This is a genomic window from Paraburkholderia sp. (assembly GCF_049581445.1).
GTDB lineage: Bacteria > Pseudomonadota > Gammaproteobacteria > Burkholderiales > Burkholderiaceae > Paraburkholderia.
Window position 1 is genome coordinate 1 of record NZ_JBAURZ010000057.1, and the last position, 16,631, is coordinate 16,631.

The following is a 16,631-nucleotide window of genomic DNA, read 5'->3' on the forward strand; positions in this document are numbered from 1 at the left end:
GGGAATGTGTCCCTGGTCGTGATACATCGCGACGAACACGTCGACGTCGGGATTCGTCAGCAACAGGTCCGCGCCTTGCGGCCCGATCACGGCGATGCCCTCGTTGCGCAGCGTCCGCGCGGCAGCTCGCGCCGCGCGCTCGACATGGCGCGGGTCGAGCCGCGCGAGCGCCGATGCGATGCCTTCGTGCAAGGTCGTATGGACGATGCGCAGGCATTGCGTGCGTCAGAGCGGCAGCGCTAGCAGCGTGTCGATACGCGAGCTGTCGCACACGACGATCCGTTCACGCAGCTTCACGCAGCCATCAGCCACGACGTAGACGTCGCAGTAACGGCCAGTGGCGAACAGAGTCGTCGTGCCGTCGCGCATGATGCGCGCCACCATGAACGAGGTTTCGCTGCGCGCTTCCCGTTCGCTTTCGCTGACGACGTAAGGCTGCCCGAGCAGATGCCGGTAAGCGTGGCGCTCATAGATGTTGGCGTCGCGCAGCGAAGCGACGCGGTCGATCAGCATGCCGCGCGAAGCCGCGTAGATCATGCCGCCCGCGAGGCCGCGCTTATGGTTGTCGGCGGTCGTGACCTTGTAGACGCAGGGTTCGGTGAACAGCTCCGGCCATTGCGAGAGATCGCCGTCGTCGACGCAACGCACGTATTCGGCTTGCGCGCGAGCGATCAGTTGATGGATGTCTTGCGCCATTCTCAGTACCCCATTGCGTTGCGGTATGCCTTCCAGAAGCCCCGAATGGACGCTTCCGTCACGCGGCTTTCGCTGCTTTCAGCGCTATCGCCGCCCATCTCGATCACCGAGCGGCTGTCGCTCGCGCCGTCGATCCCGCGCTGCACGAAGCCGCCGACGCAGCCGTCTTCCATCGACACGTAGCCGGCCGGCCCCACGAGATTGGCTTGTCGCAGACGCATCTCGCGCAATTCAGGGGTATCGTCTTCAAAGCCGAGGTAGGTCCAGTTCAGTTCGGTCTGCTGCGTGCCACGCGGCAGAATCTGGCGAACCGCGATCGCATTCTGGATCTGCTGAAGCACGAAGCCGGGAAACACCGAGAGAATCTGCAGCGTGACGCCGTCGCCGAATTCGTCGGTGCCGGCCAGCACCGATGAGTCCTCGAGACGGTGTTCGCTTTCGGAGCGGATCTTCTGCTCCGCGTAGTCGCTGGCCGCCTTCGCTTGCGCTGCCGCCTCCGCGGCATGGTCGACGGCCGAGTAGCTAACGTGATGGCCGCCGCTCGGGTCGACGATGATGCCGCCACGCTGTGACAACCGGTTCAGCTGGAATGTCGTGAAGAACAGATGCAGGATGCTCGCATGATAGGAATCCTTAACGTTCTCGAAGTAAAGCTTCCAGTTGTTCGGCAGCATCTGCGTGAAGCGGCCGAGCACGACCGGCGTGCGGTTCTCAAGCACGCGTGCAATGCGCTCCACGATTTCTTCGCCGAGATATTCATCGAGAGGCGGAACGTCGTCGGAGAAACTGCCGAATACGAGACCGTGCAGCGTCGCGACTCGCAGCTTGCGCAGGCCATGGTCGCCTTCGCAGAAATCCGGCTTCATGCCGCCCTTGCCGCCGATGCCGTCCTTGAACGCGACGCCGAGCAGATCGCCTTGCAGGTTGTAGGTCCACGCGTGATACACGCAGCTGAAATCCTTGGCGTTGCCCTGGTCTTCGAGGCAGACCATCGCGCCGCGATGCGCACAGCGGTTTTCGAATGCGTAGAGTTCGCCATCTGTGTCGCGCGTGACCACCACCGGCGCATCGCCGATGAAGCTGCTGCGGAAATCGCCCGGATTCGGCAGTTCGGCTTCGAGACAGAGGTAGCTCCAGTTCGGGCCGCGGAAAATCGCGTCCTGCTCGTCGGCGTAGACGTCTTCGTCCTGAAACAGCGTGTAGGGCACGCGCGTGAGGCCTTCGGACGGCCAGGTGATGCTGGCGCGCCGCGCCGGCTTAATGGGGATGATGTTCAAGTTGCTCGCTCCATGTATTTCAGAGGCCGTTAAACGTTGCCTGCCTTGACCGGACACAGTCGTTCGGGCGTCGGCGAAAGTTGACACGGCCGGCCGGATATGTTCGAATACCGTACATTGTTCGATATTTAGATTAAATATGACATCCGTCAAAGAACCTGTCAACGGGCAGGAGGGCGCGTCGTCGCTCGACGAAGACGCCGAGTCGAGCGGCAAAACGCGCGCGAAGGAAGGCATGGCGGGTCTCGCCAAGGGGCTTGCGATCATCGAGGCGTTCGGAGCGTCGACCACGCGCATGACCGTGTCGGATGCCGCGCATCTGGCCGATCTGAGCCGGCCCGCAGCGCGCCGGTGCCTGCTTACGCTCGTAGATCTCGGCTATCTGGCTCACGACGGCAAATTTTTTACGCCGCTGCCACGCATGTTGAGGCTGGGTAGTGCGTACCTGAGCACGTCATCGTTGACGCAAATTGCACAGCCGCTGCTGGCGAACGCGCGCGAAGAGTTACAGGAATCGGTATCGCTCGCGGTCATGGACGAGGGCTACTCCGTGTTCATCGCGCGCGCCGAAGCGGTCAGGATCGTGTCGACGGGGGTCAAGCTGGGAGGCAGATTGCCGGCGTATTGCTCGGCGACCGGACGCGTACTGCTGTCCGGTTTGACGGAAGAGGAGGCTCGCCGGCATCTCGACAGAGTGTCCATGAAGCGGTTGACCGATCGCACGCTTGTAAACAACACTGCAGTCTTGCAGGCCGTCAGGCTCGCAGCGGAAAACGGCTACGCCATCAGCGACCAGGAGCTCGAGATCGGTATGTCCGCGATGGCCGTGCCGGTCAGAAATCGCAGCGGCGAGATCGAGGCCGCGCTCAGCGTCAGTGTGTTTTCCGGGCGCGTGAGTGTGGAGACTTTGGAGGAAAGGTTTCTTCCTGTTTTAAAGGCCGTTGCAGCGCGCCTGCAGCGCGCGCTTTGAGGCGGAACGGGAAAGTGACGGGCCGTGATGACGGCGCCGCCCTTGCCCGCAGCTAGAATTCCTTGTGCGCATCATCCATCGGCGAAGCCCGGCAGCCGTGCGTCGGACCAGACCATGCTGTTATCGCTGGTCCGCATTGGGGCTGATGGCTGCCGGACTGGACGTGACGTTGAATTAGCGCACCTGCGTGCGCTCCCTGCCGATTAGAAGACGGTGTGCACCCCGACGCGGAACACCGACTGACTGTTGCTGCTCGAAGAACCGTTAGGGTCCGTAATGCCGCTGATCAGCGCCTGAGCGCCCGCATTGGCGCGCTGATAGATCGACGAGGCATACACCGTGGTGCGTTTCGACAAGTTGTAGAACAGCGTCGCGCCGATCTGATTGGCGTGGTTGTTGTCCAGAAACGTGTCGCCCTTCATGTACATGTACTCGCCGCTCAGCATCCACGCCTGGGCAAACTGCCACCGCACGCCAGCCGAAACCTCCGCGACGGCGCCGCCATTCGACGTATTGCGCACCGTCGTGATCAAGCCGTGCAGCGTCACCGTGTCGAACCTGTAGACGCCGCCCACGCCCCAGTTGCGCACGCTGACCTGCGGCTGGCCCGCGACGATGTACTTGACGTCGGTGTACGCCGCGCCGAGGCCGAGGTCGCCTGCCGCGTAGTTCACGCCGAAACTGGATGAATTGCCTGCACCGACCGAACCCGCCACCCCGCCGAGCCCGTACATGGCGCCAAACGAAAGCCCGCTGAACTTGGGACTGAGGTATTTGACCGTGTTGGCAATCGGCGTGCCTTCGCTGCGATCCCAGTCCAGTTCGCCGGTCGGATTGTTGGGAATGCCGAGGTGCTGAAACGGGCCAGCGGGAAAGCCGAAGAAAAAGCCGCCATCGTCGGCCGTATCGATGTTCGATGCCCAGAGCGACGTCGCCATGAAGTCATACTGGCTGCCCATCGTAAGCGTCCCGAAGCGGTCATCCGCGAGACCGATGTATGACGTCTTCGAGAACAGTTGCTGACCCGGAGTGATCGCGCCCGTATTGACGGAGAACTGATTCGTGAGCTGGAAAATCGCCCGCAATCCGCCGCCCAGGTCCTCGTTGCCTTTGATCCCCCAAAGGTTTGGCGTAAACACACCGTCGTTCGCCTTGACGAGGCCATGTCCGTGCTCGTTGCTGATATAGCTCACCCCGTTATCCATCAGACCAAACAACGTGATGCTGCTTTGCGCATGCACCGCTGTGGAACCTGCAAAGGTCAGAACAGCCAGAATCTTTAAAACTCCCGCTCGCATCTTGCCTATCTCCTCACGTTTTTTATCAATGCATCTTTCTGTCCGCACCCTTAGCAAGGCCAGACGACTCTTCCACACCTCAGCCATACGCGCGCAGACCGGTTGCTTTGCCGCCTCGCCCGTCGCGGGTTCTCCGACGAGCTCGTGGAACCGACGTCCCTCACTGTAAAGACGGCGCCTTTTAATCGTTCCTTTATATGGAACGCTGTTCCTTAAAGTGGTGCGGATCGTATTTGGCAATCTCCGCAAATCGATGTCAAGAAGAATTCAGCCAGGGTATGCACTGATATTGACTGCTAACTAGGCAGGATTCCTTAGCGTTTCAAGCGCGCATGCAAGATCGACGGCCCGTTTGCGGCGGATTGCCGTAAAAGCGTCACGGCGTATCAGCCTGGTTATCATTACGGGCCTGGCGCGGCCAAAGTCCGTCACTTTCGGTGACGAATGCCGCTCGACAGAATAAGCGACTGAAGGCATAATGTTCCTTTATACGGAACGTTGTTCCATTTTAAACTTTCTGAGGTAGAGTCTATGGCAACGAATACACGTGCTGTACCGGACGCGGGGGAGGAGGCGGAACAGAATTCAACGGAGGGGCGACTATCGTCGGTCACGGCGGCTATCCGCGTGCTGAAGACGTTTTCGGAGGAAGAGCCGGAGATCGGCATCAGTACGCTCGCCAAGCGTCTGAAACTCGCGAAAAGCACGGCGCACCGACTCGCCACAACGTTGCTTGCCGAAGGCCTGCTGGAGCAGAACGTCGAAAACGGCCGTTACCGGCTCGGCATCGAACTGTTCGCGCTTGGGGCCTTGGTCAGAAGACGGCTTGACGTATCCGCTCAGGCGCTACCGTTTCTTCACGAGTTGCGGGAACGCACGGATGAGACGGTGCACCTGGCCATCCTCGACACGACGAGCATCATTTATCTGTTCAACCTTGAAAGCAATCAGGCAATCCGCATGCGCTCTTATATCGGTGTGCGCAAACCCGCATTCTGCACCTGCGAAGGCCGCGTTCTGCTCGCGCATAGCGCTCCTGACGTGGTAGGTCGCGTGATCAAGGAAGGTCTGGTGGCTCGCACGCTGAAGACCGACACGAGTTCGGCGGCGCTGCTCAAGATGCTCGAGCAGGTCCGTATTGAAGGTTTTTCGGTTGACGATGAAGAATCGGAAACCGGTATGCGCAGTATCGCAGCGCCTGTGCGCGACATGAGCGGCCAGGTCGTTGCCGCCATCAGCATGGGAGGCCCGACACAACGTCTAACGAAGAAGTCGTTGCGCGGTTTTACGCCGCTTGTGCTGAACGCGGCCGAAGGGATCTCCACTCGTCTGGGGTACCGGCGCCCATGAGTGTGATTGTGTAAGCCCGTAGGAGAATAGTGATTCCATGCCTGAACTGACTCATCGCATTACCGTGGAAGGAACAGACGTTTCTTTTCTGTGCCAGCCAGATGACACCATTCTCCGAGCTGCGCTACGCGCGGGCATACCGTTTCCCTATGAATGCAATGTCGGAGCCTGCGGCAATTGCAAGTTCCAGCTTCTTGACGGCCAGGTCGAGCAAGCCTGGCCGCAAGCGCCGGGCTGGACCGACAAGGACCGTGAGCGCAGCCGCTTTCTCGGCTGTCAGGCGCGGCCTGGTTCCGATTGCGCGATCAAGGTCAGGACGTCCCCCCAATATGCCCCCATGCACCTGCCGCGCCGCGTCTCTGCCAAACTGACGCAGCGTCACGCCATCACGCACGACATCGAAGAATTCCGCTTCTCGCTCGACGCCGACATGCCGTTCGAGCCAGGACAGTATGCGCTGCTGGACCTGCCGGGCGTGCCCGGCGTGCGCGCTTACTCGATGAGCAATATCGCAGACTCGTCGCGCTCGCTGCACTTCCAGATTCGCCGCGTACCCGGCGGCATAGGAACCGGCGTGCTGTTCGACCAGCTGCGCGAAAACACGCGGATCGACATCGACGGCCCCTATGGCCGGGCTTATCTGCGCCGCGACGCACCACGCGACATCCTGTGCATTGCGGGCGGATCGGGCCTTGCGCCGATGATCTCCATCGCTCGCGGCGTCGCATCGGACCCGAATCTTGCCGGCCTCAAGCTTCATTTCCTCTACGGTGGCAGAACGCCGCAGGACGTCTGCGGCCAGGATATGCTCGAAACGTTGTCCGGTTTTGGCGAGCGCATACGCTTCCATGCGGCCGTTTCGAACCCGCCAGCGGATGCCCCGAATGCATGGACCGGTCATAGCGGTTTCGTGCACGATCTGGCCGACGCCCTCTTCGGCGAGAAGTTGAACGACATGGAAATCTACTTCGCCGGGCCACCGGCAATGGGCACAGCAGTACAGCAGATGCTGATTGCCCGTCAGGTTCCGTTCGAGCGCGTTCACTTCGATCAGTTTTATTAAACCTCTGCCCGGCGGTGTTGCGCCGCAGTGCTACGGCGCACGCTTAGCAGATCTAAGGAGTGCACCTTGTCAAAGCTTAAACTCGCCTTCGGTTGCTGGAACTACGACCGCACGCGCGCATTGATGGACGGCACCGTCCAGCCGGACGGCATCGACCTGAACTACCTGAACATGCCGGTCGAAGAAACCTTCTTCCGCATGCTGCGCAATCGCGAATTCGATGCGGCGGAAATGTCGCTGTCGTCCTATACGATTTCGTGCTTCAAGGAACCGCGCCCCTTCATCGCGATTCCGGTCTTCCCGTCGCGCTTTTTCCGGCACTCGTGCATCTACGTGAATGCCGACTCGGGAATCCGGACCCCGCACGATCTGATCGGCAAGCGGATCGGCAACCCCGAGTATCAGATGACCGCGCCGGTATGGATTCGCGGCATCCTGTCCGATCACTATGGCGTACCGGTAGACAGCGTCACGTACTACACCGGCGGCGAAGAAGAGCCTAACCGCTCGGAAAAGCTGAAGCTCGATCTGCCCGGCAATATCCGCGTGCAACAGATTGGTCCGGACAAGACGCTTTCGCAGATGCTGCACGACGGCGAAATCGACGCGCTTTACACCGCCCGCATGCCGTCCTCGTACCTGAAGGGTGACGGCAAAGTGAAGCGCCTGTTCGAGGATTACGTCGACGTCGAACGTGCCTACTTCCGCGACACCGGCATTTTCCCGATCATGCATACGGTGGTGGTGCGCAGGGAGATCTACGAGGCGAATCGCTGGGTCGCGCAATCGCTCTACAAGGCGCTCGCGGACTCGCAACGCAGGACCTACGAGGACCTCAACGAAACGGCGGCACTCAAGGCCATGCTGCCCTGGCTCAATGCGCACGTCGAAGAGGTCCGCAAGGAAATGGGCGCGGATTTCTGGCCGTATGGCTTGCAGAAGAACCGCGACACGCTCGCTGTGTTCCTGCGCTATTCCTATGAGCAAGGTCTCTCGAAGCGCCTGCTCTCGCCGGAAGAGCTGTTCGCTCCCGAGACGTTCGAGTCGTTCAAGATCTGAAGTACGTGTAGTGGTTTCCGCGAGGTGATGGCGGAAACCCTATCGAAGGGCGACTAATCTTGGTCGCCCCTTTGCCGGTTCTGCGCAGCCGGTTCCACGAACCTGGTGCTGCGGAGCCGGGCTAGCGCAGCCGGGCTAGCGGAGCCGAGCTATTACGCCGCCCTTGCGCGAGCGCGCTTGACTCCCACCATTCTGTCCGGCGGCGATCCCTGCCGCCGGCTAACTTCCCTTTTTCAAGCCGTTCCGCGCAGGCAGGCTGACGCTACGCGCGAGGCGCTCGCCAGCGCCGCCACGCTTAAAGAGCCGTGGATGTCCCCGCATGCGCGGATGCTAAGTGCCAGGTGTCAACTGCGAGAGACATCTCAGTGGATCATATCGGTTGCAGCAGCGTCGCTGGAGGACGTGGCGCCCAGACCTTCATAAGGATCGCGCCGCTCCGGATAGACATACGGTCCAAGCCGGCAGATGCTCAAGATCGAGATACCAATCAAGCCGACAAAGCTCCACAGCGCAAGATGGTATGAATGCATCAGGTCGTAGCACAGGCCGGTCAGGAAGATCAGCGTTCCGGCACCCCAACCCCAGCACGCCCAGATACCGCCGCACACGCGGCCGAACAGGCGCAGATCGAAATAGCGGCTGACGATGAAGGTGATGATGTCCGCCTCGGCGCCAATACTGACCCCGGTCAGCGCGGCCGCGACGATCGCCGGCGTACCCACGCCGCCGCCCGCGAGAATCAGCACGCCGATCATCGTGACGGCAAACGACAAGGCCGCCACGTACGGCGCATGCATGCGGTCCATCAGATAGCCGGCGAGTAAACGACCCACCGCGGAAGACAACCCCGCCACCGACAGCATGCTGGTGGCCACCCGGATCGTCGTGCCGCGATCCATCATCATGGGAACCAGTTGCGACAGGAGTGCCAGCATCACGCCCGACATGCAGAAAATAGCAATGCCGAGCTGACGAAAGGAGCGACTGGTTTTCGTGATCTGCCAAAGCGACGGAAGGTCGGCCTTCGAAACACTCTTGCGCTGCACGTCCTCCGCGCTCTTCGGCATCTTGACGAGAAAATACAGCGCCGGCAGCGAAAATACGGCGACCGCGATCGCCACGCCCAGATAACCCGTGCGCCAACCGTAATTGCGCAGCAGGTAGCCTGCATATTGCGGCATCAGCGCGCCACCCACGGCAGTGCCGCCAACCGTCAGTCCGAGGGCCAGACCGCGATGGCGATCGAAGCGCGCGCACACCACTTTTGCATACGGCAAGGCATTGCTGCCCGGCGCAAAGAAGCCGACCAGCGCGAAAACCATGCAAAACAGGAAGACCGATGGCGGCATCACGCTCACGAGTGCAATCGAAAGCGCAAACATGGTGAGGAAAAATAGCGTGGGCTTGCGTACGCCCCAGCGGTCGATCAGCGACCCGAGCACGATCGTGCCTGGCCCCATGGCGAATTCGAAGATGGTCAAGCCGAGCGAGACCTGCGACCGTCCCCAGTGATTCTGCGCGGCGATTGCCCGGATGAACGTTCCGAACATGAAGGCCGCAATGACACCTGCACCGACCGACAGGCAGATTGCGCCGCCCACGACCGTCCACCAACGATTCAATTCATTTCTAGCCATGTCTCACTCCATCACTATTCTTTAGCGCCCAACGCGTCCAGCATATCGTCGAGATAGCCGTTGTCGTTCACCAGTACTATCATCGAGCAAAGGGGCCGCAACGCATTCGAGGTACTTGAATCGTTCGACGCGCTCACCGCGGAGCGACGAATCAATCCGGAGATCGTTATCGAATGGCTGGGATATTCATGCGCTGCCAGAATACCCAACGCCGGATCATCAGCCTCGTCTCCCACTATGAGAACGAGGTCCGGCGTGCCCAGCCAGTCTCGCAGACGCCTTCGCTGAACCGGGCTCATGCAGCCCGCTGCATCCGTGCGCCGGTCGAACGCATTCTCGCCCATCAAGGCTCGAAAATCCGCAGGCCCGGAAAACACGACGTGAGGCCGCGCACCGCGCGCCCGCGACATCGCAACGTCCACGTCGCTGTCGTTGAGGGAAATCACGCGAACCGAGCGAGGCAAGGCATTGGCGGCAGGAACGCGAAAGCGCGCTTCCGGCCACACCGCCGTTCGGGACGATTGCTGCGCGGGTTCCGGCCGGATTGCCGTTGAGGTTGCTGCCATCAACCGGTGCTCCCATTGCTTGCATTCTGCCGCGCCAATGAGGCAACGCATCGGCCATCAAACAAGGACGATGCGAAGCGAAAAGCCAGCGGCAATGAACCAGAAGGCGCAACCGTTAACGACTGAGTGTGCGTAGGTAAGCGTGCTAAAAGGCGAAACCGCTCGGAAACCATCATATCGACTCGTGTAAGTTGCGGTGCGTAACAGTTACCACCCTGCAAACAGGCGGTAACTGCACGGATTGCGTTAGACGCTTGTGTGGGGCTTGCCCGGCTCGGCGCGCAACGCCTCCCTGGCGCCTTCCTTGAAGGGCACGTCCTGACGCAGCACCGTCGCCACCGAACGGATGGCCTGCGACGCCGCATCGCGTCCAGGCGGCAGTTGCCCTTTCTCCGCGAGGGCGCGTGCGGCTTTCATCAGCCGGTTACGCACCATGATGATGCCGTTGTCCGTTGAGACCAGGTTTTCGCGCGTGCGGTCCTGGATCGCACCCATGCTTTCCTGCAGCGACGCGTCCTGCATGCCGATGCCTTCGACCCCGCTGTACGTGATGCCGGCCTTCTGCGCCGCGCGATCCATCAGGTAGTCGTTTTGCTTGTTCTGCAACGGACGATAGGTGCCCGGCACGTATTTGACGTGGATGCCGTGACCGTCCTTCATGGCCTGCACTTCGGCGTCGGTCAGTTCGCGCGTCGGGTGATAGTCGAAACTCCAGGACCAGCAATGCTCGTCGTCGATTGGCACCCAGAAATGCCCGTGCACCGGATGGTCTCCGCGCGGCGGCACCAGCGTAAAGCACGGCATCACCCACGGCGTAATGCGCCAGTAGTATTGCTCGTTCTCCGCATTGCGGCGTGCGCCGATAAAGAGGCCGCCTTCCGAGTCGACCACTTCGAACACAGGACTCAGGTCGCTCAGGTTGTACTGATTGCCTTTGGCCCCCTTGAAAAGCGGGTCGGAATGCAGGCTCGCGCTATGCAGGAAAGATACGTGGCTTGAATCCACGCCCCCTTCCAGGGCCTGCAACCAGTTGTTTTCCTGCAAGCGCTTGGTAATGAAGTTGCGCTTCGGCGGCAACGTGGCGAATTCGAATTCGGGCAGCGGCGGCTGATCCTCAGGCGGACCCATGTACACCCAGACGATGCCGCCGCGCTCGACCAGCGGATACGACTTGAGCTTGATGCGATTGCAAAAGCCGCTCTCGCTCGGCTCCGAAGGCACTTCCGTGCATTGACCGCTGACATCGTATTTCCAGCCGTGATACGGGCAGCGAATGCCGCCTTCCTCATTGCGGCCGAACCAGAGGGACACGCCCCGGTGTGCACAGAATTCGTCGATCAGTCCAAGACGGCCTTCGGAATCGCGAAATGCCAGCATCCGCTCCGACAGCAACTGGACACGAACCGGAGCCCCGCCGGCCTCGACCAGTTCCTCGGACAACAACGCCGGCAACCAGTAGCGCCGAAACAGTTCACCCATCGGAGTACCCGGACCGGTTTGCGTCAACAGATCGTTTTGCTCTTTCCTCAACATGTCTTTGCCCTTGCGTTTTCAAATTCTTTTCCGGCTGCGCTGCCGGAGTCACATTGCACATGTTCCATATAACGGAACGCTGTTCTTTTAAACAGAACGACGTTATCATCCACTCGAATCCTTTGTCAAACGGAGATTTCCGATGTCGCAGTCATGTACCCGCATGGGCCTTTGTAAGGTTTCCGATGTCAGCGCCGGCCAGGCCATCAAGATTGAAAAGCATGGCCTGACGCTCGCCGTATTCAACGTCGCCGGTGACTATCTGGTCACGGACGACACGTGCACACACGGTCCTGGTTCATTGTCGGAAGGTTGTATCGATGGGGACGTCGTCGAATGCGATTTCCACAACGGTGCATTCAACGTCCGCACCGGCGCGGTTGTCGCAGCGCCTTGCATGATTCCGCTGAAGACGTACAAGGCGTACGTTGAAAACGGCGAGGTAGGAATCGAACTGGCCGACGATCTGTAAAGAGTCGCGCCGACTTGAGTTTGAGTGCCCTAATCAAATAGCTCGTGGAGTCCGCTTAAATGAGTCGCCCTAAAGTAGCCATCGCGCTTGGCGATCCCGCTGGGATCGGACCTGAAATCGCGTTGAAAGCCGCCGTTGATCCGCGCGTCCTGGAAGTCTGTGAGCCGATCCTCATCGGCGATGCACAGGCACTCGCCTATCACGCGGCAGCCAGCCGGATTCACGCCCGCATTCATCCGGTCCGGGCGGCGAGCGAGCCCGCCATTACCGGTCCCGAAGACGTCACGCTTCTGGCGCTCGATCACTTCTCCGCTGAGCCGCTGCGCGTCGGCGAAATTGCAGCCGCGCATGGCCGCTCGGCCGTCGAGTCTGCCCGGATCGCCATCGAAGCGGCCATGGCCGGCGAGGTGCGCGCAGTGGTTGCGTGCCCGCAAACGGAGTTCTCCATCAAGGAAGCGGGCATCGCCTTCGACGGCTATCCGTCCTTCGTCGCGCGTTGCACCGGCATCCCCGTTGACGACGCTTACCTGATGCTGTGCTTCGATTCGACACGCATCGTGCATACGACACTTCACGTGAGCCTCAGGCGCGCGCTGGAGTTGATTACGGAAGAACGCGTGTTGAGTGCGGTCACCGCGGCGCACACCGTGCTTGCCCGCAATGGTGGACGCGCGCGCATCGCCGTTGCGGGTCTTAACCCGCACGCCAGCGAGCACGGCATGTTCGGTGACGACGAGGCACGTATCATCGAACCCGCGTTGAAAACGGCGCGCGAGCAGGGCATCGACGTCGACGGCCCGTTTGGCGCCGATACGATGTTCAAGAAGTCCGGCTACGACGCGTTCATCGTGATGTACCACGATCAAGGGCACATCGCCGCCAAGCTGCTCGCTACCAACCGGACGGCAGGCATGACGATCGGCACGCCGGTGCTGTTTTCGTCCGTGGCGCACGGTAGCGCGCTCGATATTGCCGGTCAGAACCAGGCGAGCCCGGAAGCCGTGGTCGCAGCGGTACACCGTCTCATCCAGGCGTCACCGCGGCAAGCCTGACTGCCGAGCAGCATCACGCCAATCTGAGCATCACGAGGGCGCGCTCAAGACGCCCTTCATAAAACCAACGACGTCAGCCACAGGGTGCTGAACGGGGAGACAAAAGTGAGCCGTCTGAGCTTGAATGCGAAACTGTGGTCGGTGCTGGCCGTCATGTGGATCGGGCTGCTGCTACTGGGCGGCTCCACAGCATGGGAATCGCGTGGAGCGATGCTCGACGACCGGAAAGCCGCCATCCAGAACATCGTCGAGGCAGCCGCCGGCGTGGTGGGGGGCCTCGCCGCCGAAGCGGACGCGCATACCATCAGCGAGCAGGCCGCCAAACAAGCCGCGTTGGCACGCCTGCAGGCGATGCGCTACGGCAAGGACGGCTTCGTGATGGTCACGGACTCGCGACCCACGGTGCTCATGCATCCCACCCTGCCCGATCTGCGCAACAAGGATGTCAGCGCGTTCAAGGGACCGAATGGCACACTGGTATTCGTCGACATGGTGCGCACCGCGCAAGCGAATGGGCAAGGCTACCTCGAATATCTGGGCCGCATCCCGCAGAACGGCGGTTATCTCACCGCCACCAAACTCACCTTCGTCAAGCAATTCAAGCCGTGGGGCTGGTACATCGAATCCGGCCTTTATCTGAACGACATCGACGAGCAGTTTCACCGACTGCTACTCGAGCATCTGTTGCTCGTGCTGGTGATCGGCGCGGCAGTCTCCGTGGCGATGCTGACAATCAACCGCAACGTTCGGCGCAGTCTCGGCGGCGAGCCCGCGTATGCCGCCGAGATCGCGAACCGGATCGCTGAAAACGATCTGACCGCGCAGGTCGACACCTCACCGCGCGACCAGTCCAGCTTGCTGTTTTCGATCCATCGCATGCAGGCTCAGCTTGCGCGAAAGATCGCCTCCATCAGAACTTCCACGCACGCCATCGTCATCTCCGTCCAGCAGATTGCGTCCGGCAACGAGGACCTGTCGCAGCGCACGGAGGAACAAGCCGCATCGCTCGAGGAAACCGCCTCGACCATGGAGGAGTTGACCGGCACGGTCCAACAGAATGCGGACAACGCGAGGCAAGCGGACTCGCTCGCGAGCGAGGCGTCGACCATCGCTCAGTCCGGTGGCGAGGCGGTCGGCCGGATTGTCGAAACGATGCGCGACATCTCCGAGAGCTCCGTGAAAGTGGGCGAAGTGATCAATGTGATTGAAGGCATCGCGTTTCAGACCAATATTCTCGCGCTGAATGCGGCCGTCGAGGCGGCGCGAGCGGGCGCGCAAGGGCGCGGCTTCGCCGTGGTGGCCGCCGAAGTCCGCACGCTCGCGCAACGCAGCGCAATTGCATCCAAAGAGATCCGCGAACTGGTCGAAAATTCGATCAACCGTGTCAATGCCGGCTCCAGGCTCGTCGAAGATGCGGGTCACTCCATTCGTCATCTGGTGCAAGCTGTGCGACGGGTCGCGGCAATTATCGGCGAGATCTCCGCGGCGTCAGCTGAGCAAACCGCGGGCATCGAGCAGATCAACCGCGCGATCAGTCAGATGGATTACATGACCCAGCAAAACGCCGCGCTGGTCGAAGAAGTCGCCGCGGCCGCGCAGTCGGTGGTTCAACAGGCACATGCGCTGCGGGACGCCGTGTATGTCTTCGAAATCGGCGAAACGGATTCGTCGTCTGCTCACCTGAGCGCCGAACCGCAAGCGCTTTTTTAGCCCGGTTGGAGGCTTAACAAGGCCGCGCAAACCCATCCTCAGTAGCGAGGCGCGTGCGCACGCGCCTGCAAGTCGACGGGCGCCGCCAACGCGTCGATCGATCTCGAAGCGGCCGCCGACCACGGCATCGAAGTGGTTCACACGGGTTACAGTTCCACGCCGACAATCGAATTCACCTGGGCGCTGCTGTTGGCGATGGCCCGCAACATCCCGCTCGAAAATCAGTCGCAGCGCCAGGGTGGCTGGCAGGTCTCGCTAGGCGAGGAGCTCGCCGGCTAGACGCTTGGCTTGCTCGGTCTTGTCCGGGTCGGCTCGGCTCGGCTCGGCTCGGCGGTCGGCATCATTGGCCGTGCGTTCAGGATGAACGTGATTGCGCGGAGCCAGAACCTCACGGAAGAACGCGCGCAAGAAAAAGGCGCGCAACGGGTCGGCAGGGATGAACTGTTTTCGAACGCGGACTTTTTGTCCATTCACTTGCGTCTGAGTCCGCGCACCCAACATCTGGTCGGCGCGGCCGAATTCGCGCAGATGAAGCCCGCCAGCCGGCTGATCAATACCTCGCGAGGTCCGATCGTCGGGGAAGCCGCGCTGCTCCAAGCACTCACGAGCGGACAGATCGCCGGGGCAGCGGTAAATGTCTAAATAAGTGGCCACCAAGGCCATCTGGACGGAGACACGAGTTGGACGAGCACACCGTTCCCGCAGCGGTCGGAGCGTTTTCATATCTTGTTCACGCAGTTGGGTGTGGTCGCGGGCATTCCGTGGACCGGCGGCGCAATCGGCGAAATCGCGGTCGGCGATCTGCCGAAGAAGATGGTCGACCGCCAGCTCGCATCGCTAATCGACGCCAAGCGGCTGCTGATTGCGGGTTACGCGGCGGGCGCAGCGGTGTGCGCGATCGCATTGCCGATTTAGATATCTGTCGCCCTCGGAGGCACCGATGCGGCAATGCGTATGCCGTCTCGATGATCACGGTGCTGTTCGATTCCTCCTCGCGACTTTACCTGCTGGGCGGGCAGGTTTGATAGCTTCGCCCGAGGCCGGCGAGCGTCTGCGCTGCGAAGACCGATCTGTCGCAGCGGTGGCGTGCTCCTTACTATTCGCTCGCCTGAGGCGGCCCTGTCTCGCCGGTGAGCCGACAAGCTTGCGATCCGTTCGCCTAAGCCCACGCCCACCCTTCACCACTGTGCAATTCGATTGGTGTGGCACAGGTCGGGCAAGGTGTCGCGTCAAGAACCTCGAAATGAGCAACACCTTCGTCGAGGGTTACGCATTGCAGGCGGAACGTGTAGAGGAACTCGATTGGCTTCCGGAAAATTAACCAAATAACTTCCGTTTTTGGCAAATTCTGCGGTCAAAACTGAGGTCTTCCGGTAGGTCTGTTACCCAAATAACTTCCGAGATTGACAGCTTTCAACCATAAATCTTCCGTCGTCGTAGACCGCGCTCAGCGCAGTAGAGGCCACTGCCCGTGGGCGTCCCTAGACGGCGCGGTTCAAGAATGCTCAAGTCGAGGCGTTTGAAGATCGGTCTTATGCGAAGCTTTCCGCGATCTATTTAAAGCAGAGCCGGCGACGAGTCCTGCGCTGTGGCCAGTGGTCGAATCATCACAAAGAGCGTTTCCGATGACTGTGCCGCAAGGTGTAGCCGCCTTAGAGATGAGGACTTCACGTGCTGTGCCCAAAACAATAGCGCGCCGCAACTGCCTGCTCGCAAAATCTGCTCGGCGGACCATAGCGAATCAGCGGTGCTTTGTGTTTTCACAAGCATCACCTGGTCCAACGAGAGCCCAAGGGGGTCAGGATTCCATGCAAATCAACAAAGACACTATCGGCCTGCCTCTGCTAACGGAATCGCATGCGGCCGTGCTGCGCTGCTATCTAGCTGTCAGTGACCTCGCGGCCTATGCATTGCATCAGGACTGGTTGAGTACCGAACACCTAGTGGA

17 protein-coding genes and 1 pseudogene are annotated in these 16,631 nt (G+C 60.8%); 10 read left to right on the forward strand and 8 right to left on the reverse strand.

Going from position 1 to position 16,631, the window contains the following annotated elements; translation table 11 throughout:
- The 3 genes from WCA85_RS04160 to WCA85_RS04170 all read right to left on the reverse strand — a co-directional run.
- On the reverse strand, positions 1–192 hold a 192-nt coding region (locus tag WCA85_RS04160; RefSeq protein WP_424061906.1), incomplete at its 3' end, for a 4-hydroxythreonine-4-phosphate dehydrogenase PdxA.
- 33 nt (positions 193–225) lie between these two features.
- A complete protein-coding gene (locus WCA85_RS04165; RefSeq protein ID WP_424061907.1) occupies positions 226–696 on the reverse strand; it encodes an aromatic-ring-hydroxylating dioxygenase subunit beta in 471 nt (156 codons plus the stop codon).
- Between the two features lie 2 nt (positions 697–698).
- A complete protein-coding gene (locus tag WCA85_RS04170; RefSeq protein ID WP_424061908.1) occupies positions 699–1,973 on the reverse strand; it encodes an aromatic ring-hydroxylating dioxygenase subunit alpha in 1,275 nt (424 codons plus the stop codon).
- A 139-nt stretch (positions 1,974–2,112) separates the two neighbouring features.
- Here WCA85_RS04170 and WCA85_RS04175 point away from each other — a divergent pair, with 139 nt between their 5' ends.
- Positions 2,113–2,943 carry an IclR family transcriptional regulator domain-containing protein gene (locus WCA85_RS04175; RefSeq protein WP_424061909.1) on the forward strand — a complete coding sequence of 277 codons (831 nt, stop codon included), beginning with the start codon at positions 2,113–2,115 and terminating at the stop codon, positions 2,941–2,943.
- Positions 2,944–3,146: 203 nt separating this feature from the next.
- On the opposite strand, the gene WCA85_RS04180 is transcribed toward WCA85_RS04175, so the two are convergent.
- On the reverse strand, positions 3,147–4,241 hold the full coding sequence (locus WCA85_RS04180) for a porin (RefSeq protein ID WP_424061910.1): 1,095 nt from the start codon (positions 4,239–4,241) through the stop codon (positions 3,147–3,149).
- Between the two features lie 531 nt (positions 4,242–4,772).
- Between WCA85_RS04180 and WCA85_RS04185 the strand changes: the two genes are divergently transcribed.
- The 3 genes from WCA85_RS04185 (at position 4,773) to WCA85_RS04195 (ending at position 7,713) form a co-directional block, all read left to right on the forward strand.
- The gene (locus WCA85_RS04185) at positions 4,773–5,591 is read left to right on the forward strand and encodes an IclR family transcriptional regulator (protein WP_424061911.1); all 819 of its coding nucleotides are present in this window, start codon (positions 4,773–4,775) and stop codon (positions 5,589–5,591) included.
- Between the two features lie 37 nt (positions 5,592–5,628).
- Complete coding sequence (locus tag WCA85_RS04190; protein WP_424061912.1) at positions 5,629–6,654, forward strand: 2Fe-2S iron-sulfur cluster-binding protein; 1,026 nt, start codon at positions 5,629–5,631, stop codon at positions 6,652–6,654.
- Between the two features lie 66 nt (positions 6,655–6,720).
- The gene (locus WCA85_RS04195; protein ID WP_424061913.1) at positions 6,721–7,713 is read left to right on the forward strand and encodes an ABC transporter substrate-binding protein; all 993 of its coding nucleotides are present in this window, start codon (positions 6,721–6,723) and stop codon (positions 7,711–7,713) included.
- Between the two features lie 362 nt (positions 7,714–8,075).
- Here WCA85_RS04195 and WCA85_RS04200 read toward each other — a convergent pair whose 3' ends face one another.
- From WCA85_RS04200 to WCA85_RS04210, 3 genes are all read right to left on the reverse strand, one after another.
- Positions 8,076–9,350, reverse strand: a complete 1,275-nt coding sequence (locus WCA85_RS04200; RefSeq protein WP_424061914.1) for an MFS transporter — start codon at positions 9,348–9,350, stop codon at positions 8,076–8,078.
- A 14-nt stretch (positions 9,351–9,364) separates the two neighbouring features.
- On the reverse strand, positions 9,365–9,916 hold the full coding sequence (locus WCA85_RS04205) for a hypothetical protein (RefSeq protein WP_424061915.1): 552 nt from the start codon (positions 9,914–9,916) through the stop codon (positions 9,365–9,367).
- Positions 9,917–10,162: 246 nt separating this feature from the next.
- Positions 10,163–11,449: a Rieske 2Fe-2S domain-containing protein gene (locus WCA85_RS04210; RefSeq protein WP_424061916.1), complete on the reverse strand. Its 1,287-nt coding sequence runs from the start codon at positions 11,447–11,449 to the stop codon at positions 10,163–10,165.
- Between the two features lie 142 nt (positions 11,450–11,591).
- Here WCA85_RS04210 and WCA85_RS04215 point away from each other — a divergent pair, with 142 nt between their 5' ends.
- From WCA85_RS04215 to WCA85_RS04240, 6 genes are all read left to right on the forward strand, one after another.
- Entirely contained in the window at positions 11,592–11,921 is a 330-nt protein-coding gene (locus WCA85_RS04215; RefSeq protein WP_424061917.1) for a non-heme iron oxygenase ferredoxin subunit, read from the forward strand.
- Between the two features lie 59 nt (positions 11,922–11,980).
- Positions 11,981–12,973 (forward strand): PdxA family dehydrogenase, encoded by a 993-nt coding sequence (locus WCA85_RS04220; protein WP_424061918.1) that lies wholly within the window; start codon positions 11,981–11,983, stop codon positions 12,971–12,973.
- A gap of 105 nt (positions 12,974–13,078) precedes the next feature.
- Positions 13,079–14,683, forward strand: a complete 1,605-nt coding sequence (locus WCA85_RS04225) for a methyl-accepting chemotaxis protein (protein ID WP_424061919.1) — start codon at positions 13,079–13,081, stop codon at positions 14,681–14,683.
- A gap of 132 nt (positions 14,684–14,815) precedes the next feature.
- The gene (locus WCA85_RS04230) at positions 14,816–14,962 is read left to right on the forward strand and encodes a hypothetical protein (RefSeq protein ID WP_424061920.1); all 147 of its coding nucleotides are present in this window, start codon (positions 14,816–14,818) and stop codon (positions 14,960–14,962) included.
- 9 nt (positions 14,963–14,971) lie between these two features.
- Positions 14,972–15,325 carry an NAD(P)-dependent oxidoreductase gene (locus WCA85_RS04235; RefSeq protein WP_424061921.1) on the forward strand — a complete coding sequence of 118 codons (354 nt, stop codon included), beginning with the start codon at positions 14,972–14,974 and terminating at the stop codon, positions 15,323–15,325.
- Between the two features lie 84 nt (positions 15,326–15,409).
- Positions 15,410–15,598, forward strand: a complete 189-nt coding sequence (locus WCA85_RS04240) for a hypothetical protein (RefSeq protein WP_424061922.1) — start codon at positions 15,410–15,412, stop codon at positions 15,596–15,598.
- A 645-nt stretch (positions 15,599–16,243) separates the two neighbouring features.
- Here WCA85_RS04240 and WCA85_RS04245 read toward each other — a convergent pair.
- Positions 16,244–16,477: pseudogene (locus WCA85_RS04245) on the reverse strand (translesion DNA synthesis-associated protein ImuA); the annotation flags it as partial.
- Between the last annotated feature and the right edge of the window lie 154 nt (positions 16,478–16,631).